Origin of the sequence: Nocardioides marmoribigeumensis (assembly GCF_031458325.1) — a bacterium.
In the GTDB taxonomy this organism is placed as follows: domain Bacteria; phylum Actinomycetota; class Actinomycetes; order Propionibacteriales; family Nocardioidaceae; genus Marmoricola_A; species Marmoricola_A marmoribigeumensis.
The window spans coordinates 1,660,825-1,679,060 of record NZ_JAVDYG010000001.1 but is presented as its reverse complement, the minus strand read 5'-3'; the positions used below and the strand labels follow the sequence as shown (position 1 = coordinate 1,679,060).

Here is an 18,236-nt window from a genome sequence, read left to right as displayed (position 1 = left end):
CCGGCCCGGCAGGCGGGCCTCACCACCACGGCGCCCAGCCGGGCGGCCACTCGGTGGTCCACGTGCGCACCTGGTCGGTGACGGGGCGGGCTCGTTCCCAGGCCTGCTGGACGCGGTCGACGATCCTCGCCGGACGGGCCAGGTCGGGTCCGACGATCGTCACGTGCTCGAGACCGTGGCGCCTGCACAGGTCGGCCCGCTCCGCGTCGCGGGCCCGCCTGGCGCTCGACCCGTGGTCCTCGCCGTCGTACTCCACGACCATCCCCCGCTCCACGCCGAGCAGGTCCGCCTCGAGCAGGAAGTTCTCGTGCAGGTCGAAGACCGGCACGTTGATGCCGAGCAGGGGCAGGTCGGTCCCGAGCTCGAGGAGGTCGCGCAGCTCGACCTCCTTGGGTGAGCGGGCGCCCGGGCGAGCGCGGTCGAGGACGGCGATCGCGGCGAGGCTGCGCCGCCGGCGACGGTGGAGCTGTGCGTAGACCCGCATCTCGTCGAGCGTCACCACCCGGGCCGCCACCGCCATCTCCGTCGCGACCAGCGCACGTCGCGGGACCTTGAGCGTCCGCAGCTCGTCGAACAGCGCCCGCGACGGCGTCGTGACGCGCAGGCCGTGCACGACCTGGACCTCCTCGGGAGGCAGCGGCTCGTAGCTGAACAGCACCCCGGCCGCCGCGCGCCGACCCTCGCTGCGGCCGGCCGCCAGGAGGACGGGCCGGTCGACCCACCCGGCGGCCGTGGCGAGACGGCCGTCGAAGTACGCCGCCCCGTGGACGCGGAGCGCGGCCCACCCCGTGACCGCGCCGCCCGAGGGGAGCTGGCCCACCGCGTCGAAGATGCGCTGCTCCGGGGGCTGCGCGGCGAGGGTCGGGCGGTAGGAGTTCTTGCCGACCCGGTGCCAGTGCGGGCCCCGTGCCTGGGCGGCGGTCGGCCCGGTCGCGCCGCCGGGGTCGATGCGCCGCGGCACGACGAGGCCGGGCGGCAGCGCGAGGCGGGGGGTGAAGGGCATGCGGCAGGGTGCCGCGGCCGGCTCGATCGGCGCTGGCGCTCTCCACAGCCGCCCCGCCCGGCCCCGCGTACTCCGACGTACGAGCTGCCGATGTCCGATTTGTCCAGCGCGTACGTCGGAGTACGCGCGGCGGGGGCGGGCGGCGCCGGCGGCGGCGGGCGCGCGGCGGGGGGCGGGCGGCGCCGGCGCGGTCAGCCGTCGAGGGTGTCGCGCAGCTCCACGTGGGAGACGACCCGGTCGGAGCGGAGGAGGAGCAGCTCGAGCAGCCGGAACTCCTTGAGCCCCAGCCCCGCGACCTCGGCGCCGTCGAGGTGGACGGTGTGGGCCAGCGGGTCGAGCCGCAGGGGCCCGAGCAGGAGCGGGAGCCGGACGGTGGTGCGCGGCAGCGACGCGGAGACCTTGAGCGCGACGTCGCTGGCGGCGTACGGCCGGTCGACCGTGCCGGTGGCGCCCTGCAGCAGCGCGGCGCCGACGGGTCCGAGGTCGGGCTCGCCGCCGACGCCGAGGACGATCGGCTCGTCCCCTCGCCGGCGTACGGCGGCCACGAAGTCCCCCAGCCCGAGGTCCGGCAGGCGGGGGGCGACGAGCAGGGCGTCGGGGGAGAAGCAGCCGTACTCGACCAGCGCGTCGGTGCCGCGACCGGCCTGGTGCACGAAGCCCTCGGCACCGAACGCCTCCACGGTGCCCGGCTCGACGTGGGGGTCGACGAGGAGCAGGCGCAGTCCGGTGATCATCGGGGTGGGCCCTCGATCACCGGAGGGTGCTCAGCCGAAGCGACCCGAGATGTAGTCCTCGGTGCGCTTGTCGCGGGGCGAGCGGAAGATGTTGGTGGTCAGGTCGTGCTCCACGAGCAGGCCGGTGCGGTCGCCCGAGCCCTCCTCGGCGAGCGCGGTGAAGAACGCGGTGCGGTCGGCCACGCGGGCGGCCTGCTGCATGTTGTGGGTGACGATGATGATCGTGTAGTCCTCCCGCAGCGCGAGCATGCAGTCCTCGATGCGGGAGGTGGCGATCGGGTCGAGCGCCGAGCAGGGCTCGTCCATCAGGATCACGTCGGGCTTGACCGCCAGCGTGCGCGCGATGCACAGGCGCTGCTGCTGGCCGCCGGAGAGGCCGTACGCCGACTGCTTGAGCTTGCCCTTGACCTCGTCCCAGAGCGCGGCCTTGGTCAGGCACTCCTCGACCAGGTCGTCCATGCCGGACTTGCCGCCGGGGACCTTCGTACCGATCGACGTGGGGCCGAAGGCGATGTTGTCGTAGATCGACTTGGGGAACGGGTTGGGCCGCTGGAAGACCATGCCGACGCGGCGGCGTACGTCGATCGGGTCGACGTCGGCGCCGTAGACGTCCTGGCCGTGGTAGGTGATGAGCCCCTCGACCCGCGCGCCGGGCACGGTGTCGTTCATCCGGTTGAGGGAGCGCAGCAGCGTCGACTTGCCGCAGCCGGAGGGGCCGATGAGCGCGGTGATCTCGTTCTTGCCGAAGTCCAGGCTGACCTTGGTCAGGGCGCGGAAGTCGCCGTAGTAGACGTCGACCTCCTGGGCCGACATCACCGGGTCGGGCTTGCTGGGCAGCTCGCGCAGCTGGTCGCGGCGGCCCTGGGCGAGCACCGAGGCGTCGAGGGTCGCGGTGCCCGCAGTGCCCGCAGCGCCCGCAGCGCCCGCAGTGCCCGCGGTGGCCGTCGCCCCCGCGCCGCCGCGGCGGAAGGTGCCGAAGGACGGCACGCTGCGGTGGGTGCTGGGGGAGGTGCGGGTTGCGGTCGTGTACGTCGCCACGGTGGGTCACCACGCTCTCGATCGGCCGACAGGTCGGGACAACACCGATGACCGTAGGGAGCCCGTGTGAACCGGTGCCCCGCTTGAGGTGAACGCCGGGTGAACGAACGCTGTCAGTGGTCTCCGCGGGCCGTTCAGCGCCCGCTCGGGGCCTCGATGCGCTCGATCGCGACGATCCGGCCGTGGCGGTGGTGCACCACGATCGCCGCCCCCGGGTCGACCGGCGTCGGCTCGAGCCCGAGGGTCTCCAGCACCATCGGCAGCACCGGCCGGTGGGTGCACAGGACCGCGGGGACCCGCTCCTCCAGCAGCCGGGCGACCTCGTGCACCACGGTGGCGGCGGAGGCGTCCTCCTCGCACAGCCCGTGGGTGACCTCGATGCCGAGGTCGCGCGCGGCGGCGTACGGCGCGACGGTGCGCCAGCAGCGGTCGCTGCTGGAGGAGACGACCATCGTGACGCCGTAGGCCTGCAGCATCGGGACGAGCCGCTCGGCCTGGCGCCCGCCGGCGACGGTGAGCCCGCGCCGCCGGTCGTCCCCCTTGTGGCGGCTGCGCGCCGCGGCCTGGGCGTGGCGCAGGACGACGAGGGGCACGCTGCGCTTGGCGTACGGCGCGGCCTCGGCCAGCGTCTGGCGGTCGTAGTCGTAGGTGAGCAGCCCGGGGGCGTCCTCGACCGTGACCCACCGGACCTCGTCGACCTCCTCGTTGGGGGTGTACGACGACACGTCGTGGTCGCCCAGCGCGCGGCCGACCCAGTAGTGCACGTGCTTGAGCCGGCCCGTGCCGTTCTCGACCAGGTAGGCCTGGGAGCCCAGCGGCGGACCGAGCCGGACGCGGACGCCGGTCTCCTCGAGCACCTCGCGCACCGCGGCCGTGCGGGGGGACTCGTGCAGCTCGAGCTTGCCCTTGGGGAACGACCAGTCGTCGTACTTCGGGCGGTGCACCAGGAGCACCTCGCTGGTGCCGCGACGTCGTCGGAGGGTGACCGCGCCGGCCGCGAGGACCGGACCACGTGGTGCCATGCGGCTAGTGTCACATCACCCAACGGGACGAGGTGAAGGGAGACCCCGGGTGCGCCAGCGACTGCTCGTCGGGCTCGTCGCGCTCCTCGTCCTGGGGGTCGCCACCGGGGGCGTCCTGTGGTGGGTCGAGGAGCGCGGACCGACCTCGGCGTTCGCCGACGCGATGCGCACCCTGCCCGAGGACAGCCTGCGGCTGGGGTTCACCGACTGGGGCGACGTGTCGGCCTCGCTCGACGCGCCCCGGGGCAAGGCCGCGCTCGACGAGGACCGGCTGACCGCGTTCCTCGGCCGCAGCTATGACGCCGACGTCACGACGACCTCCGCGCTGGTGGACTCGTTCGCCGGGATGTCGGCCAACTACGGCCTCACGCCGGCCGACGCCGAGTGGGAGGCCTACGGCCAGGGTCGCCAGGGCGCGGTCGACGTGCTCAAGCTGCGCGACGAGGTCGACCTGGACGCGCTGGTCGACCACCTGCGCGAGACCGGGTACGCCGAGCCGAAGGACCCCGACGGGGTGTGGGTCGGCAGCGGCGACCTGGTCGCGACGCTCGACGAGCCGCTCACCACCACCCAGAAGAACGTCGCGGTGCTGCACGACCAGCGGCTGCTGCTGATGGCCGACGACCCGACCTTCCTCGAGCAGTCGATCCCGGTCGGGACCGGCGACGAGGACTCGGTGATGGCGGAGGACGGGGTCTCCCAGCTGGTCGCGGCCGCCGGCGACGACGTCCGCTCGGCCCAGCTGTGGGTCGGCGACTTCGCCTGCGAGGACCTCGCGATGTCCAAGGCCGACCCGGTCGACCGGCAGGAGGGGGACCGCCTCACCGACAAGGTCGGGGGCGTCCACCCGCTCGACGGGCTGGTCCTGGCGCGGCGGACCGGGCGTGCCGCGACGATCGGGATGTGGTTCGCCACCGACGCGCAGGCCGAGGACGACCTCCAGCCGCGCACCGACCTGGCGCGGGGGGCCGCGCCCGGGCAGGGCGGCACCTTCGGCGACCGGTTCTCGGTGACCCGCGCGGTGCAGGACGGCCGGCTCGTGCGGCTCGACGTGAAGGCGCGCGACACCCTGATGTCCGACCTCGGCCAGGGCGCGGTGCTCTTCGCGACCTGCTGACCCTGGGCGGGACCGGTGGTCGAGCGTCGATCGGTGGTCGAGCGTCGATCGGTGGTCGAGCGTCGATCGGTGGTCGAGCGTCGATCGGTGGTCGAGCGTCGATCGGTGGTCGAGCCTGTCGAGACCTCAGGCCTTGCGGCGGCGGGACTGCTGGATCAGCCACTCCTGGAGGTCCAGCAGCGGCTGGCCGCCGTCGTCGGTGGTGCGCCGCTGCCAGGTGCCGTCGGACTGCAGGTGCCAGGCCGAGGTGCCCTCGGCGAAGGAGACGTCGAGCATGCGACCGACCTCGTCCTTGGTGGCCTGCGCCAGCAGGGGGGTGAGCACCTCGACGCGGCGGTCGAGGTTGCGGTGCATGAGGTCGGCGGAGCCGATGAGCACCTCCGGGTCGCCGGCGTTCTCGAACCAGAAGACCCGGCTGTGCTCGAGGAAGCGGCCGAGGATCGAGCGCACCTCCACCATCTCGCTGAGCCCGGGGACGCCCGGTCGCAGCGCGCAGATCCCGCGGGTGAGCAGCTGCACGGGCACCCCGGCCCGCGAGGCGTCGTACAGCGCGTCGATGACGACCTCGTCGACCACCGAGTTGGCCTTGATGCGGATGCGCGCGGGTCGCCCGACCTCGTGGTGGGTGACCTCGCGGCGGATGCGCTCGACCAGCCCGTCGCGGACCGTGTGGGGCGCGACCAGGAGGTGCTCGTACGACGGGTGGCGGGCGTAGCCGGACAGGTTGTTGAACAGGTGGGCCACGTCGTCGGTGAGGTTGGGGTCGGCGGTGAGCAGGCCGAGGTCCTCGTAGAGGCGCGCGGTCTTGGGGTTGTAGTTGCCGGTGCCGAGGTGGGCGTAGCGGCGGATGCCGTCGGGCTCGTCGCGGACCACGAGCGCGAGCTTGCAGTGGGTCTTGAGCCCGACCAGGCCGTAGACGACGTGGCAGCCGGACTGCTCCAGCTTGCGCGCCCACTTGATGTTGGCGCGCTCGTCGAACCGTGCCTTGATCTCGACGATGACGAGGACCTCCTTGCCGGCCTCGGCCGCGTCGATCAGGGCCTCGATGATCGGGGAGTCGCCCGAGGTGCGGTAGAGCGTCTGCTTGATCGCGAGCACGTGCGGGTCGGCCGCGGCCTGCTCGAGGAGGCGCTGCACCGAGGTGCTGAACGAGTCGTAGGGGTGGTGCAGGAGCACGTCGCGCTCGCGGACCGCGCCGAAGATGTCGACCGGCGAGGCCGACTCGACCTCGGCGAGGAGGGCGTGGGTGGAGGGCAGGAAGGCGGGGTACTTCAGCTCGGCCCGGTCGAGGTCGGCGATGTCGTGCAGGCCGCGCAGGTCGAGCGGGCCCGGCACCGACACGACCTCGGAGGCGCTCATGCCGAGCTCGGTGACCAGCAGGTCGAGCACGTGGGCGTCGATGCTCTCCTCGACCTCGAGCCGCACGGGCGGGCCGAAGCGGCGGCGCTGCAGCCCCTTCTCCAGTGCGTGCAGGAGGTTCTCGGCATCGTCCTCCTCGACCTCGAGGTCCTCGTTGCGGGTCACGCGGAAGGTGTGGACGGTGACCACCTGCATGCCGGGGAACAGCGGCTTGAGGTGCTCGGCGATGACGTCCTCGAGCGGCACGAAGCGCTGCTCGTCGACGGCGATGAAGCGGTCGAACTTCGGCGGCACCTTGACCCGTGCGAAGTGCTCCTTGCCGGTCTTGGGGTTGCGCACCAGCACGGCCAGGTTGAGCGACAGCCCGGAGATGTAGGGGAACGGGTGGGCCGGGTCGACCGCCAGCGGCGTGAGGACCGGGAAGACGCGCTCCTTGAACAGCTTCTTGAGCTTGCGCTGCTGCTCCTTGTCGAGGTCGCTCCACCGCTGCAGCTGGATCTGCTGCTCGGCGAGCGCCGGGATGATCTTGTCGCGGAAACAAGAAGCATGCCGCTGCATGAGCTCGGTCGTCCGCTGCCAGATCAGGTCGAGCACCTCGCGGGGCTGGAGGCCCGAGGCGCTCGGCACCGCGAGCCCGGCCGCGATGCGGCGCTTGAGGCCGGCCACGCGGACCATGAAGAACTCGTCGAGGTTGCTGGCGAAGATCGCGGCGAACCGCACCCGCTCGAGCAGCGGGACCGACTCGTCCTCGGCGAGCTCCAGGACCCGCTGGTTGAACCGCAGCCACGACACCTCGCGGTCGAGGAACCGGTCGTCGGGCAGCTCGCCCAGCGTCGCGTCGTACGCCGGGTCGACGTCGAAGACGTCCACCGCGCCCACCGTGGAAGCCGTGACGTCCTCGTGGGTGAGGGGATCCGTCAGGGACTCGCGCAGCAGGGACGTCTCGGGGCTCATGTGGTCATCGTCCCACCCGGCGGTGAACCAGGGGTGAACTCGTTCTCGCTACGGTTCCGCCATGCCTCGCTCGCCCCGTCGCACCCCCTCCGACCTCCTCGGCCTCGCCCGCGGCCGCACGGACCAGGTGATGGCCGCGGCCATGCCGCGCGTGCTCGGCCAGCCGGAGGCACGCGTACGCCGCCTGGCCGGGCCGCCGGTCCGCGTCGACGGCCACGAGCTGTCGCCGGGGACCCAGCTGCTGCTGCGCCTGATGAAGGTGGTGTTCCCGCGGCCGGCGGAGGACCACGAGGACTTCGTCGACGGCCGGGGGGTCGTGCTGCGGCAGGCGCGGCTGGGGGGCGGCCGCCAACCGATCGGGCAGGTGCACGAGCGCACGGTCCGCGGTGCCGACGGGCCGCTGCGCGCGCGGCTCTACGTCCCCCGCGGCACGGTCGACCCGGGTCCGCTGACGATGTTCTTCCACGGCGGCGGCATGGTCTACGGCGACCTCGACTCCCACGACGCGCTGTGCCGGTTCCTCGCCGAGGAGACCGGTGCCCGGGTCCTCTCGGTCGACTACCGCCTGGCCCCGGAGCACGTCTTCCCCGCTGGGGTCGACGACGCCTGGGCGGCCTACGAGTGGCTGGCGAGCAACGCCGCGGACTACGACGCCGACCCCACGCGCCTCGCGGTGGCCGGGGACTCGGCGGGCGGCTACCTCGCCGCGGCGACCGCGCTGCGGGCCGCGCAGGAGGAGGTGCCGCTGAAGTTCCAGCTGCTGATCTACCCGATGACCGAGATGTTCAGCCAGCGCCCGAGCCGGTCGACGTTCGCCGAGGGCTTCTTCCTCACCAGGAAGTTCATGGACCGGGCCGAGACCGCCTACCTCGCCGGCGCCGACCCGACCGACCCCCGCGCCTCGGTGCTGCACGCCGAGCTGAGCGAGGCCGTCGTACGCCACCTCGCGCCGGCGTACCTCGTCACCGCGGGCTTCGACCCCCTCCGCGACGAGGGCGAGGCCTACGCCCGCCGTCTGCAGGAGGCGGGCGCCACGGTCGAGCACCGGCTCGAGCCGGGCGAGATCCACGGCTTCGCCAACGTGCTGTCCTTCGAGAGCCCCGGGCTCGAGGCCGTGCGCCGCGCGACCCGCGCCCTGCGGGACGGGCTGGGCTGATCGGTTTCACTAGGTACCTAGTGATGTTGTCGCTCCCCGAGCGAAACTTCGCTCGGGAAGTGACAGGTTCACTAGGTACCTAGTAAAACTGGACCCCGCCGATACTGCACGTGCGTGTCCCGGGCGGCGTGGGCGAACCCGAACTTCGCGTACATCGCGACCGCCGGGTCGTTGTCCGACTCGACGTAGAGCACGACCTCCGCGTCGTCGCCGAGGACCGAGCGCAGGTGAGCGAGCCCCGCGACGAGCAGGCGCCGCCCGAGGCCGCCACCCTGGGCGGACGGGTCGACGCCGATGACGTAGACCTCGCCGTGCCGGGGCGCGTCGTCGGAGGCCTCGTGCACCTTGGTCCAGTGGAAGCCGACCAGGTGGCCCCCGCCGGCATCGGCCACCAGCAGGCCCGCGGGGTCGAACCACGGCTGCCCCATGCGCTCCTCGAGCCCCGCCGGGTCGAGCCCGGCCTGCTCGGGGTGGTGGGCGAAGGCCTCGCGGTTGACCCGCAGCAGCTCGTCGTCGTCCTCACCGGGACGGAAGGCACGCAGCGTCGGACCCTCGGAGGGCGCCTGCGGGAGGGAGACGTCGCCGGGGAGCCGCATCACCCAGAGCGAGCGCTCGGCCCGGAAGCCGAGCCGGGCCGCGAGGGCGCGCGCCCCGGGGTGGTCGCCATGCGACCAGGCGGCCCAGGGCCCGTCGTCCAGGACCTCCCGCGCCAGTGCCGCGCCGAGGCCGGCCCGCCGCGCGTCGGGGCGTACGACGAGGTCGAGCTCGCGCGGCTCGCCGGGCCGGACCAGGGCGAACCCGCCCTCGTCGAGCCACAGGGCGGCGCCGGACCCGAGCCCCCGGGCCAGCAGCAGCTCGACGGCCTCGTCGACGGGGCGCACGTGGTCGGCGTGCTCGGCGGCGTCGACCACCGCGCGCACGGCAGCGACGTCGGCCTCGGTGAGGCTGGTCAGGTGACGGCTCACGCGTCCACGCGCTCCTCGTCGCGCGACTCCGCCGGCGGCACGACGAAGCGGTAGCCGACGTTGCGGACCGTCCCGATCAGGGCTTCGTTGTCGGTGCCGAGCTTGGCGCGCAGGCGGCGCACGTGGACGTCGACGGTGCGGGTGCCGCCGAAGTAGTCGTAGCCCCACACCTCCTGGAGCAGCTGCTCGCGGGTGAAGACCCGGCCCGGGTGCTGGGCGAGGTACTTCAGCAGCTCGAACTCCTTGAACGTCAGGTCGAGGGCCCGGCCCCCGAGCCGCGCGGTGTAGGACGCCTCGTCGATGGTCACCTCGCCCGACCGGATCAGGTGGGACTCCGGGTCGTCGGGCCTGCCCTCCGCGAGCCGCCCGATCGCCAGGCGGATCCGGGCGTCGAGCTCGGCCGGGCCGATCGTGGTGAGCAGCAGGTCGTCGTACCCCCAGTCGACCGCGACCACCGGCAGTGCGCCCTCGGTGACCACGAGCAGCGTCGGGGTGGTGGTGCCGAGCGTGCGGATCAGGCGCCCGAGGTCGCGCGCCTTGGCCAGGTCGCTGCGGCCGTCGACGAGGACCGCGTCGACCGGCGGGGAGTCCAGGAGAGCGGTGCCCTCGGCAGGCAGGACCCGGACGGTGAAGGGAAGGAGGCCGAGGGAGGGGAGCACCTCAGCAGAGGGCTGAAGGCTGCCCGTGAGCAGCAGGATCGCGCGCAACCGGGCCTCCTTCCAGTGCTGGCAGGATATCGGACATGGCACCTGCGACTCCCCGTCTCGTCCACGTCCGGCTCTGGGCGGCGGCCCGCGCTGCCGCGGGTCAGGCGGAGGCGACGGTCGCGGTGGAGGGGGAGCGCGACCCGTCCGTGGCCGACGTACGACGGGCCGTGCTCGCGTCCCTGCCCGACCGGCCCGACCTGCCCCGGGTGCTCGCGGTCTGCTCGGCGATCGTGGGCGACCGTCCCGTCGGGGCCGGCGACGCGGGGTCGGTGCCCGTGCCGGAGGGCGTCGACGTGGAGTTCCTGCCCCCGTTCGCCGGAGGCTGACCAGACCGGGGGCCGAGGCCGTCGAGCGCACGTGACCGAGCGCCGGTGAGGTCGTTGGTACATCGACGAACTGACGTTCCGCGGGGGGATCTCAGTCCGTTGCTCAGCACGACGAGGACCTGCGGGGGCGGGTCCTCGTCCGCTTTTGTGAACATTCCTCGGGTGTGACCGTAACCACGTCTGGGCCGCGTCGTTGCACAGCATGCCGACCGTCCCGTCGGGGGATCGGGGCGGTCGGCACTCCCACGTCCTGGCGCAGGTCCGGACCTCTTGTCCCGCTGAGGGAGAATTGCCCCATGAGTCCTGGTGCCTGGGTGGTCCTCGCCGTGCTGGTCGTGGCGAGCGCGTTCGGCCTGTGGCGCGCCCGCACCGACGGCCGGTTCCGCGGCACGGCCGCGGAGGCTGCGAGTGACGGGGCCTGGTCCGGCGACTCGACCCCGCTCCGTGAGGAGCCCGGGGCACCGGCCCCGGAGGCCGACGACGCGAGCGTGCGCACGATGGTGGGCGAGCACCACGAGTTCGGGCATCGGGCGACGCTGCTGCAGTTCTCCTCCGCCTTCTGCGCTCCCTGCCGGGCCACTCGCCGGGTCCTCGCGGACATCGCCGAGATCGTGCCCGGGGTCAGTCACGTCGAGATCGACGCCGAGGAGCACCTCGAGACCGTCCGCCGGCTCGAGGTGCACCGCACCCCGACCACGCTGGTGCTCGACGCCCACGGCCGCGAGGTCTCCCGCGCCGTCGGCGCTCCCCGCAAGGAGCAGGTGCTCGCCGCCCTCGCGCCGGTCCTGGACTGAGCTGCGGCGGCAATGTTGTCGCTCCCCGAGCGAAGTTTCGCTCGGGGAGTGCCAAAGTCACTAGGTACCTAGTGAAACTGCTCCGGCCACAGGTACGCCGGGGAGTGGTCGACCCCGGTCCGGAGGCGGGCCAGGTCGGTCTCGACCAGGTGGGTGACCATCCGCGCGAACGGTGTGGTGGCCCGCCAGCCGAGGGCCGCGAGGGCGGGGGCGGGGTCGGCGACCTGCTCGGCGGCGTCGCCGGGGCGCAGGAGGGTCTCGTCGGTCCGGAGGTACGGCGTCGCGTCGCCGAGCCCGGCGGCCGCGAAGGCGCAGGTGACCAGGTCGAGCAGCCCGTGGGCCACGCCGGTGCCGAGCTCGAGGTCGGTCGGCGACTCCTGCTCGAGCATCCGGCGCACCCCCTCGACGAGGTCGCGCGCGTGGCCCCAGTCGCGGCGTACGGCGGTGTTCCCCAGCGTCAGCGAGTCGGCGCGGCCGAGCGCGATCGCCGCCGCGGTCCGGGAGATCTTGCGGGTGACGAACTGCGGCTCCCGCAGCGGGCTCTCGTGGTTGTGCAGCCGCGCGGAGACGGCCCAGAGCCCCGCCGCGCGGGCGGCGCGGACGTGCTCCTCGGCGGCCCGCTTGGACCGGGCGTACGGCGAGGGGTCGTCGACCGCGGTCGACGCCACGAAGACCCGCACGTCCTCACCCGTGCGGTCGCGGTGCGCGCGCACGTCGGCCAGCAGGCGGGCCACCGCGTGGTCGTTGACCGCGGCCGTGCCCGCGGGGTCGTCCCAGCTCGCCGCGACCGACGTGGACCCCGCCAGGTGGAAGACCCGGCTCGGCCGCACTTCCGAGAGCAGTGGCCCGAACCCCATCGGGTCGAGCAGGTCGAGCACCCAGACGTCCACGTCGGACAGGTACGCCGAGGCGCGGGCCCGCGCGAGGGCGGTGTCCTGGCGTGTCCCCACCACGGGAACCCCGAGCGCGCGCAGCGACCGCGCGAGGTAGACGCCGTCCTGCCCGGTGACCCCGGTGACGAGGGCCGGTTGGTCCCGACTGATCGTTCGCTCCGCTCGCTGCTCGGTCAGCCCTGGGCGGTCGCGGCGAGGTCGGCCTCGACCATCAGCTGGGCCAGCCCCTCGACCTTGGTCTCGGCCCGCCAGCCCAGCTCGCGCTCGGCCTTGGAGGCGTCGCCGATCAGCGCGTCCACCTCGGTGGGCCGCTCGTAGCGCGAGTCGTGGTCGACGTACTGCTCCCAGTCGAGCCCGACGCACTCGAACGACATCCGCACGAAGTCGCGCACGGTCGTGCCGACCCCGGTCGCGAGGACGTAGTCGTCCGGGGAGTCCTGCTGGAGCATCCGCCACATGCCCTCGACGTACTCCTTGGCGTAGCCCCAGTCACGCACCGCGTCGAGGTTGCCGAGCACGAGGCGGTCGGTGAGCCCGGCCTTGATGTGGGCGACGCCGCGGGTGACCTTGCGGGTCACGAACGTCTCGCCGCGCCGCGGGGACTCGTGGTTGAACAGGATCCCGGAGACGGCGTAGAGCCCGTAGGCCTCGCGGTAGTTGACCGTCGTCCAGTGCGCGAACAGCTTGGCCGCGCCGTACGGCGACCGCGGGTGGAACGTCGTGCGCTCGTCCTGCGGCGGCGGCGTCGCACCGAACATCTCCGAGGTGGACGCCTGGTAGAAGCGGCAGTCGGTCAGCCCGGCGGTGCGGATCGCCTCGAGCAGGCGGATCGTGCCGACGGCGTCGGCGGAGGCGGTGTACTCCGGCATCTCGAAGGACACCTTGACGTGGCTCTGCGCGGCGAGGTTGTAGACCTCGTCGGGGCGCACGGAGTGGACGAGGTTGACCAGGCTGACCCCGTCGGTCATGTCGCCGTAGTGCAGGTGCAGCCGGTCGCCCCCCGGGGCGAACCACAGCGGGTCGATGCGGCCGCGGTTGAACGACGAGGAGCGACGCACCAGCCCGTGGACCTCGTAGCCCTTCTCCAGCAGGAGCTCGGCGAGGTAGGAGCCGTCCTGGCCGGTGATGCCGGTGATGAGCGCTCGGCGCACGGGGGCTCCTTCGGTCAGCGAGAGGCTCCGAGGATACGTGTCCGGGAAGTGGACGCTCCATCCGGATCGTGGACCCGAGATGGCCTCACGTCCGCGTGAGGACCTACCGTGGGAGGGTGCTGACGACCCTGCTGACCCGCCGCCGCGCAGTGGACCACTGCCGCGTGCGCTCGTCGCTGTGTCGCGGAGCCTGACCTCCGCCACCCGTTGTCCCACTCGCAGGAGCTCCCGCATGTCCAGCACCCGCACGGTCGACCCTGTCGCGACCACCCCCCAGATCGACCCCCGCGGCCAGCGGTTCGCCGCCTGGCTCACCACCGCCGTCCTCGTCGCGGTCCTCGTCTCCGCCCCGTCGCCGCTCACCACCGCGCTCCTCGTGGCCCAGGGGCTGGTCTTCCTCAGCGGCGTCGCGCTCGGCCCGGCGCGGACGCCGTACTCCTGGCTGTTCCGCACGTTCGTCCGCCCGCGCCTCGGCGCCCCGGCCGAGACCGAGTCCGCGCTGCCGCCCCGCTTCGCACAGGGCGTGGGCCTCGTCTTCGCGGCCGTCGCCCTGCTCGGCGCCCTCGCCGGGTCGACCCTCGTCGTCCTCGTCGCCGCGGGGATGGCGCTCGCCGCGGCCTTCCTCAACGCGGCGTTCGGCTTCTGCCTCGGCTGCGAGATGTACCTTCTCGGCTTGAGGCTGGTCCCGCGCGACCGGCTGTCGCACGCCGCGACGCTGCTCCGCGACTCCGCGGTCCACTGACCCGCCCCCCGTTCACAGAGTCCCCACCGAGAGGCACCCATGGCTCGCGCTGACGTTCTCGTCGACCCCGACTGGGTCGAGCAGCACCTCGACGACGACGACGTCGTCCTCGTGGAGGTGGACGAGGACATCGAGGCCTACGACCACGGCCACATCCGCGGCGCGCTGCGCTTCGACTGGACCCGCGACCTGCAGGACCAGGTGGTCCGTGACTTCGTCGACCAGGACCAGTTCGCCAAGCTCCTGTCCGAGCACGGCATCGGCAACGACGACACCGTCGTGCTCTACGGCGGCAACAACAACTGGTTCGCCACCTACGCCTACTGGTACTTCAAGCTCTACGGCCACCGCGACGTCCGCATCCTCGACGGCGGCCGCAAGCGCTGGGAGCTCGAGGCGCGGCCGCTGACCACCGAGGTCCCCGCGCGCCGGGCCACGTCGTACGACGCCGCCGTGCAGGACCCCGCCCTCCGCGCGTTCCGCGACGAGGTGATCGCCGCGATCGGCACCGCCAACCTGATCGACGTGCGCTCGCCCGACGAGTACTCCGGCCGGCTCCTCGCCCCCGCCCACCTGCCGCAGGAGCAGGCGCAGCGCGCGGGCCACATCCCGACCGCGATCAACGTGCCGTGGAGCCGGGCGGCCAACGAGGACGGCACGTTCAAGACCGACGAGCAGATCCGCGAGATCTACACCGGGGCCGGGCTCGACCCCGAGCGCGAGACCATCGCCTACTGCCGCATCGGCGAGCGGTCGGCGCACACCTGGTTCGTGCTCTCGGAGCTGCTCGGGCTGTCCGGGGTGAAGAACTACGACGGGTCGTGGACCGAGTACGGCTCCCTCGTCGGCGTCCCGATCGCCCGCGGCAGCGAGCCGGGGGACGTGCTGTGACGCTCCCCGTCGGCTGCGCGGCCCCTCCCGGCGGCCTCGACCTCGACACGCTGCCCGACGCGGTCGCCGCGCGCGCGACGGTCGTCCAGGGCACGGTCACGGCGTACGGCGAGCCGCTCGCCCGCGCCTACGTGCGGCTGGTCGACCCCGACGGCGAGTTCGTGGCCGAGATGCCGACCGGGCCCGACGGGGGCTTCCGGTTCTTCGCCGCCCCCGGGCCCTGGGAGCTGCGCGTGCTCGCGCCCGGCCGCCCGGTCCGCTCCCACCCCGTCGAGCTCGAGCTCGGCGCCCGCGAGACCCTCTCCCTCGCCGTCTGAGCGCTCCGGGTCTGAGCCCCACGGGCCCGAGGCGTCACGTGTCGAGCACCAGGGTGACCGGCCCGTCGTTGACCAGCGCCACCTGCATGTCGGCCGCGAAGACCCCGCGCTCCACGTGCGCCCCGAGCCGGGCCAGCTCCTCGCACACCGCCTCGTAGAGCGGCTCGCTCACCGGCCCCGGGGCCGCCGCGGCCCAGGTCGGTCGCCGCCCCTTGCGCGCGTCGCCGTACAGCGTGAACTGGCTGACCACGAGCACCGGCGCCCCGATCTCGGAGGCCGACCGCTCGTCGGGGAACAGCCGGGTCTCCCAGACCTTGCGCGCGGTCCACGCGACCTGGGCCGGGCCGTCGGAGTGGGTCACGCCGAGGAGGACGAGCAGCCCCGGCCCCTCGATCGACCCGACCACCTCACCGGCGACCGTCACCGACGCCGAGCTCACCCGCTGGACCACCGCACGCATGCGGGCAGTCTGCCCCGGGTCACCTCGCGGCGCCGACCATCCGGACCGGCACAACCGCGCCGGGCCGGCCGAGCCGAGCGGGGCAGGGTCCTCGCGCCGCGCGTCGTGCCGGTCCGGAGGGCCGGGTCGGTCAGTAGACGAGCGCGCGGGCGGGGCCCGACCCGGGCCCCGTGCAGCCGGTCGGGTCACCTCGCGGCGCCGACCGCCCGGACCGGCACAACCGCCCCGGGCCGGCCGACCCGAGCGGGGCAGGGTCCTCGCGCCCCGCGTCGTGCCGGTCCGCAGGGCCGGGGTGCGTCAGTAGACGAGCGCCTGGGCCCCCTCGGCCAGGGACTCCTCGACGAACGTCGCCGCCCCGGCGATGCGGGCACCCTCCACGAGGTCCTCGAGCGCGAGCGAGCGGCGGGCCGCGCACTGGCCGCAGACGGTCACGGTGCCCAGCGAGAGGACGGCGGAGAGCAGCTCGGCCAGCGGGGTGGCGAGCTCGAGGTGGAACGACGAGGCCCGCCCCGGGACGGCGAACCACACCGCCTCGCCGGTCAGCCACAGCGAGACCGGCACCCCGGACGCGGCGGCGGTCGCGGCGACCGTGAACGCCTGGTTGGCCCGCTCGGGCTCGGAAGCACCGGCGGTGAGCTTGACCACGAGCGACCTCTGGGACGTCATGCCGAGAACGCTAGCCCCGGTACGATCCTCGGGATGGAGCCCGTCCTCGTCGCCCTCATGGTCATCCTGCTCCTGCTGGGTGGCGTCGTGGCGCTCTACCTCCTCCGCAAGGCCGTCGACAGCCAGCACGACCGCTGACCGGCCCCGAGCAAACGAGAGACAGAACCGCGTGCCCTTCGAGATCCCCGAGAACATCCACCCCAACTGCGCGCCCCTGGCCTGGCTGCTGGGCGGCTGGCGCGGCAACGGCGAGGGCGACTACCCCACGATCGACAAGTTCACCTGGGGCCAGGAGCTGATCTTCCAGCAGGACGGCCGGCCCTTCTTCCACTACATGGCCCGCTCGTGGGTCACCGACGCCGAGGGCAACAAGGTCCGCGACGCCGCCCAGGAGACCGGCTTCCTGCGCTGCCACGAGGGCGGCGAGGTGGAGTGGCTGCTCACCCACAACATCGGCATCAGCGAGCTGTGGCACGGCAAGGTCGACGGCGCCCGCCTGCACCTGACCACCGACGCGGTGATGCGCGCCGGCACGGCCAAGGAGGTCACCGCCGGGCAGCGGATGTACGGCCTGGTCGAGGGCGACCTGTGGTTCGCGATGGACATGGCCGCGGTCGGCCAGGAGCTCCAGCCCCACCTGTGGGGCAAGCTCGTCCGCCTCTGAGGAAAGTCCCGAAACCCGGACAGACCGGGCGTCGGGCCGCTAGCGTCGAGGGCAATCCGTCGGGGGAGGGAGACCTTGATGAAGCCTGTGCTGCGCGCCGTCCTGGCGGCAGTGCTCGGCAGCCTGGTGGTCAGCCTTCTCGTGCTGTCCACCTCGGCCACCGCCGCACCCACCACGCGGTCTCGGGCCACCACCAAGCCGGCCACCGTCTTCGGCGTCTCGTACGGCGAGCGGCTGAGCCGGATGAGCCAGAAGCGGCTCGACGCGACCCTCGACGACGCCCAGCGGCTCGGCATCCGCTGGATCCGGATGGACTTCTCCTGGACCACGATCCAGGCCGCCGGCCCGTCGTCGTACGACTGGTCCGGCACCGACCGCGTGGTCAAGGGCGCCCGGGCCCGCGGCCTGCGCGTGCTCCCGATCCTCACCTGGACCCCGGCCTGGGCCCGGGACGCCGGCTGCGTGCGGTTCTCGTGCCCGCCGCACCGCGCGGGCCGGTTCGCGACCTTCGCCAAGGCGGCGGTGCAGCGCTACAAGTCGCGCGGCGTCCACCACTGGGAGGTCTGGAACGAGCCCAACCTCTCGATCTTCTGGCCGTCGCCGGACCCGCAGCGCTACGCGACCCTGCTGCGCGTGACGTTCCGCGGCATCCGGTCGGTCGACCCCAGGGCGGTCGTGCTGCTCGGTGGCCTGTCGGCGCTGGAGAACCGTCCGCCGTCGATCGGTCCCCGCCAGTTCCTCACCGCGGTCTGCAAGGCCCGCGGGTGCGGGTCGATGAGCGCGGTGAGCTACCACCCCTACACCTACCCCTACCTCGCCGGGCAGGACTCGTCGACCTCGGCGTGGAGCAAGATCAACCACACCTCGTGGTCGCTGCGCAGCATCCTCAACCGGTGGGGCTACCGCCACAAGCGCGTGTGGGTGACCGAGTACGGCGCGCCGACCAAGGGCCTGGGACTCGGCACCGACGGCACGCAGGTCCTGCCGGGCACCGACCACGTGAGCGAGGCCTACCAGGCGATCGTCGCCACCGACGTGGTGACGCAGGCGGTCCGCAACGCCGACGTGACCGCGCTGTTCTGGTACACCGACCGCGACCTGGCGGACACCAGCCTGCGCGAGTCGTCCTTCGGCCTGCGCCGCCTCGACGGCAGCCGCAAGCCGGCCTGGCTGGCCTGGCGGACCGCGGTCGCGGCGGCTCCGGTGGCCTCGCGGGGCTGACCCGGGGGCCTGGGCTCCACCGATCGGACAGGCACCCCCGGACGCCCGTCCTGGGG

20 protein-coding genes are annotated in these 18,236 nt (G+C 73.4%); 9 read left to right on the top strand and 11 right to left on the bottom strand.

Annotation, left to right across the window (positions count from 1 at the left end; all coding sequences use genetic code 11):
• Window positions 1-19 precede the first annotated feature (19 nt).
• The 4 genes from J2S63_RS07995 to J2S63_RS07980 all read right to left on the bottom strand — a co-directional run bounded on the left by J2S63_RS07995 (window position 20) and on the right by J2S63_RS07980 (window position 3,797).
• Window positions 20-1,003, bottom strand: coding sequence for a hypothetical protein (locus J2S63_RS07995; RefSeq protein ID WP_310300957.1), 984 nt, complete (start codon window positions 1,001-1,003; stop codon window positions 20-22).
• Between the two features lie 191 nt (window positions 1,004-1,194).
• On the bottom strand, window positions 1,195-1,737 hold the full coding sequence (locus J2S63_RS07990; protein ID WP_310300953.1) for an ANTAR domain-containing protein: 543 nt from the start codon (window positions 1,735-1,737) through the stop codon (window positions 1,195-1,197).
• 30 nt (window positions 1,738-1,767) lie between these two features.
• On the bottom strand, window positions 1,768-2,550 hold the full coding sequence (gene pstB / locus J2S63_RS07985) for a phosphate ABC transporter ATP-binding protein PstB (RefSeq protein ID WP_310306632.1): 783 nt from the start codon (window positions 2,548-2,550) through the stop codon (window positions 1,768-1,770).
• Window positions 2,551-2,909: 359 nt separating this feature from the next.
• Window positions 2,910-3,797: an NUDIX hydrolase gene (locus J2S63_RS07980; protein ID WP_310300951.1), complete on the bottom strand. Its 888-nt coding sequence runs from the start codon at window positions 3,795-3,797 to the stop codon at window positions 2,910-2,912.
• A gap of 49 nt (window positions 3,798-3,846) precedes the next feature.
• Here J2S63_RS07980 and J2S63_RS07975 point away from each other — a divergent pair, with 49 nt between their 5' ends.
• The gene (locus J2S63_RS07975) at window positions 3,847-4,914 is read left to right on the top strand and encodes a hypothetical protein (protein WP_310300948.1); all 1,068 of its coding nucleotides are present in this window, start codon (window positions 3,847-3,849) and stop codon (window positions 4,912-4,914) included.
• Between the two features lie 126 nt (window positions 4,915-5,040).
• On the opposite strand, the gene J2S63_RS07970 is transcribed toward J2S63_RS07975, so the two are convergent.
• Complete coding sequence (locus tag J2S63_RS07970; protein WP_310300945.1) at window positions 5,041-7,227, bottom strand: RNA degradosome polyphosphate kinase; 2,187 nt, start codon at window positions 7,225-7,227, stop codon at window positions 5,041-5,043.
• A 61-nt stretch (window positions 7,228-7,288) separates the two neighbouring features.
• On the opposite strand from J2S63_RS07970, the gene J2S63_RS07965 reads away from it, so the two are divergent.
• On the top strand, window positions 7,289-8,383 hold the full coding sequence (locus J2S63_RS07965) for an alpha/beta hydrolase (protein ID WP_310300943.1): 1,095 nt from the start codon (window positions 7,289-7,291) through the stop codon (window positions 8,381-8,383).
• 71 nt (window positions 8,384-8,454) lie between these two features.
• Here J2S63_RS07965 and mshD read toward each other — a convergent pair whose 3' ends face one another.
• Window positions 8,455-9,348 (bottom strand): mycothiol synthase, encoded by an 894-nt coding sequence (mshD, locus tag J2S63_RS07960; protein ID WP_310300942.1) that lies wholly within the window; start codon window positions 9,346-9,348, stop codon window positions 8,455-8,457.
• Complete coding sequence (locus tag J2S63_RS07955) at window positions 9,345-10,055, bottom strand: winged helix-turn-helix transcriptional regulator (RefSeq protein ID WP_310300940.1); 711 nt, start codon at window positions 10,053-10,055, stop codon at window positions 9,345-9,347. Before J2S63_RS07955 ends, mshD begins: the two co-directional genes overlap by 4 nt.
• A 35-nt stretch (window positions 10,056-10,090) precedes the next feature.
• On the opposite strand from J2S63_RS07955, the gene J2S63_RS07950 reads away from it, so the two are divergent.
• Both J2S63_RS07950 and J2S63_RS07945 read left to right on the top strand, forming a co-directional pair.
• Window positions 10,091-10,381, top strand: coding sequence for a MoaD/ThiS family protein (locus J2S63_RS07950; protein WP_310300938.1), 291 nt, complete (start codon window positions 10,091-10,093; stop codon window positions 10,379-10,381).
• A 296-nt stretch (window positions 10,382-10,677) separates the two neighbouring features.
• Window positions 10,678-11,175 carry a TlpA family protein disulfide reductase gene (locus J2S63_RS07945; RefSeq protein WP_310300936.1) on the top strand — a complete coding sequence of 166 codons (498 nt, stop codon included), beginning with the start codon at window positions 10,678-10,680 and terminating at the stop codon, window positions 11,173-11,175.
• 68 nt (window positions 11,176-11,243) lie between these two features.
• Here J2S63_RS07945 and J2S63_RS07940 read toward each other — a convergent pair whose 3' ends face one another.
• On the bottom strand, window positions 11,244-12,218 hold the full coding sequence (locus J2S63_RS07940; protein ID WP_310306630.1) for a GDP-mannose 4,6-dehydratase: 975 nt from the start codon (window positions 12,216-12,218) through the stop codon (window positions 11,244-11,246).
• A gap of 23 nt (window positions 12,219-12,241) precedes the next feature.
• Entirely contained in the window at window positions 12,242-13,219 is a 978-nt protein-coding gene (gene gmd, locus J2S63_RS07935) for a GDP-mannose 4,6-dehydratase (protein ID WP_310300933.1), read from the bottom strand.
• A gap of 232 nt (window positions 13,220-13,451) precedes the next feature.
• Between gmd and J2S63_RS07930 the strand changes: the two genes are divergently transcribed.
• From J2S63_RS07930 to J2S63_RS07920, 3 genes are read left to right on the top strand one after another with little or no spacing between them, the layout of a single operon-like run.
• A complete protein-coding gene (locus tag J2S63_RS07930) occupies window positions 13,452-13,961 on the top strand; it encodes a DUF4395 domain-containing protein (protein ID WP_310300929.1) in 510 nt (169 codons plus the stop codon).
• A gap of 39 nt (window positions 13,962-14,000) precedes the next feature.
• Complete coding sequence (locus tag J2S63_RS07925) at window positions 14,001-14,852, top strand: sulfurtransferase (RefSeq protein ID WP_310300927.1); 852 nt, start codon at window positions 14,001-14,003, stop codon at window positions 14,850-14,852.
• Window positions 14,849-15,169, top strand: a complete 321-nt coding sequence (locus J2S63_RS07920; protein WP_310300925.1) for a DUF1416 domain-containing protein — start codon at window positions 14,849-14,851, stop codon at window positions 15,167-15,169. The genes J2S63_RS07925 and J2S63_RS07920 overlap by 4 nt, the downstream gene beginning before the upstream one ends.
• 34 nt (window positions 15,170-15,203) lie before the next feature.
• Here J2S63_RS07920 and dtd read toward each other — a convergent pair whose 3' ends face one another.
• On the bottom strand, window positions 15,204-15,629 hold the full coding sequence (gene dtd / locus J2S63_RS07915) for a D-aminoacyl-tRNA deacylase (RefSeq protein WP_310300922.1): 426 nt from the start codon (window positions 15,627-15,629) through the stop codon (window positions 15,204-15,206).
• A 297-nt stretch (window positions 15,630-15,926) separates the two neighbouring features.
• On the bottom strand, window positions 15,927-16,295 hold the full coding sequence (locus tag J2S63_RS07910; protein ID WP_310300920.1) for a DsrE family protein: 369 nt from the start codon (window positions 16,293-16,295) through the stop codon (window positions 15,927-15,929).
• Between the two features lie 169 nt (window positions 16,296-16,464).
• Here J2S63_RS07910 and J2S63_RS07905 point away from each other — a divergent pair, with 169 nt between their 5' ends.
• The gene (locus J2S63_RS07905) at window positions 16,465-16,959 is read left to right on the top strand and encodes a heme-binding beta-barrel domain-containing protein (protein ID WP_310300918.1); all 495 of its coding nucleotides are present in this window, start codon (window positions 16,465-16,467) and stop codon (window positions 16,957-16,959) included.
• Window positions 16,960-17,037: 78 nt separating this feature from the next.
• The gene (locus J2S63_RS07900) at window positions 17,038-18,180 is read left to right on the top strand and encodes a cellulase family glycosylhydrolase (protein WP_310300914.1); all 1,143 of its coding nucleotides are present in this window, start codon (window positions 17,038-17,040) and stop codon (window positions 18,178-18,180) included.
• The last annotated feature ends 56 nt before the right edge of the window (window positions 18,181-18,236 follow it).

What these genes read in the sequence shown, in the direction of transcription:
- J2S63_RS07950 (WP_310300938.1), top strand. Translation starts at nt 10,091, where the DNA reads ATGGCACCTGCGACTCCCCGTCTCGTCCACGTCCGGCTCTGGGCGGCG.
- J2S63_RS07990 (WP_310300953.1), bottom strand. Translation starts at nt 1,737, where the DNA reads ATGATCACCGGACTGCGCCTGCTCCTCGTCGACCCCCACGTCGAGCCG.
- J2S63_RS07965 (WP_310300943.1), top strand. Translation starts at nt 7,289, where the DNA reads ATGCCTCGCTCGCCCCGTCGCACCCCCTCCGACCTCCTCGGCCTCGCC.
- dtd (WP_310300922.1), bottom strand. Translation starts at nt 15,629, where the DNA reads ATGCGTGCGGTGGTCCAGCGGGTGAGCTCGGCGTCGGTGACGGTCGCC.
- J2S63_RS07995 (WP_310300957.1), bottom strand. Translation starts at nt 1,003, where the DNA reads ATGCCCTTCACCCCCCGCCTCGCGCTGCCGCCCGGCCTCGTCGTGCCG.
- J2S63_RS07945 (WP_310300936.1), top strand. Translation starts at nt 10,678, where the DNA reads ATGAGTCCTGGTGCCTGGGTGGTCCTCGCCGTGCTGGTCGTGGCGAGC.
- J2S63_RS07930 (WP_310300929.1), top strand. Translation starts at nt 13,452, where the DNA reads ATGTCCAGCACCCGCACGGTCGACCCTGTCGCGACCACCCCCCAGATC.
- J2S63_RS07900 (WP_310300914.1), top strand. Translation starts at nt 17,038, where the DNA reads ATGAAGCCTGTGCTGCGCGCCGTCCTGGCGGCAGTGCTCGGCAGCCTG.
- J2S63_RS07970 (WP_310300945.1), bottom strand. Translation starts at nt 7,227, where the DNA reads ATGAGCCCCGAGACGTCCCTGCTGCGCGAGTCCCTGACGGATCCCCTC.
- J2S63_RS07910 (WP_310300920.1), bottom strand. Translation starts at nt 16,295, where the DNA reads ATGACGTCCCAGAGGTCGCTCGTGGTCAAGCTCACCGCCGGTGCTTCC.
- J2S63_RS07980 (WP_310300951.1), bottom strand. Translation starts at nt 3,797, where the DNA reads ATGGCACCACGTGGTCCGGTCCTCGCGGCCGGCGCGGTCACCCTCCGA.
- pstB (WP_310306632.1), bottom strand. Translation starts at nt 2,550, where the DNA reads ATGTCGGCCCAGGAGGTCGACGTCTACTACGGCGACTTCCGCGCCCTG.
- J2S63_RS07925 (WP_310300927.1), top strand. Translation starts at nt 14,001, where the DNA reads ATGGCTCGCGCTGACGTTCTCGTCGACCCCGACTGGGTCGAGCAGCAC.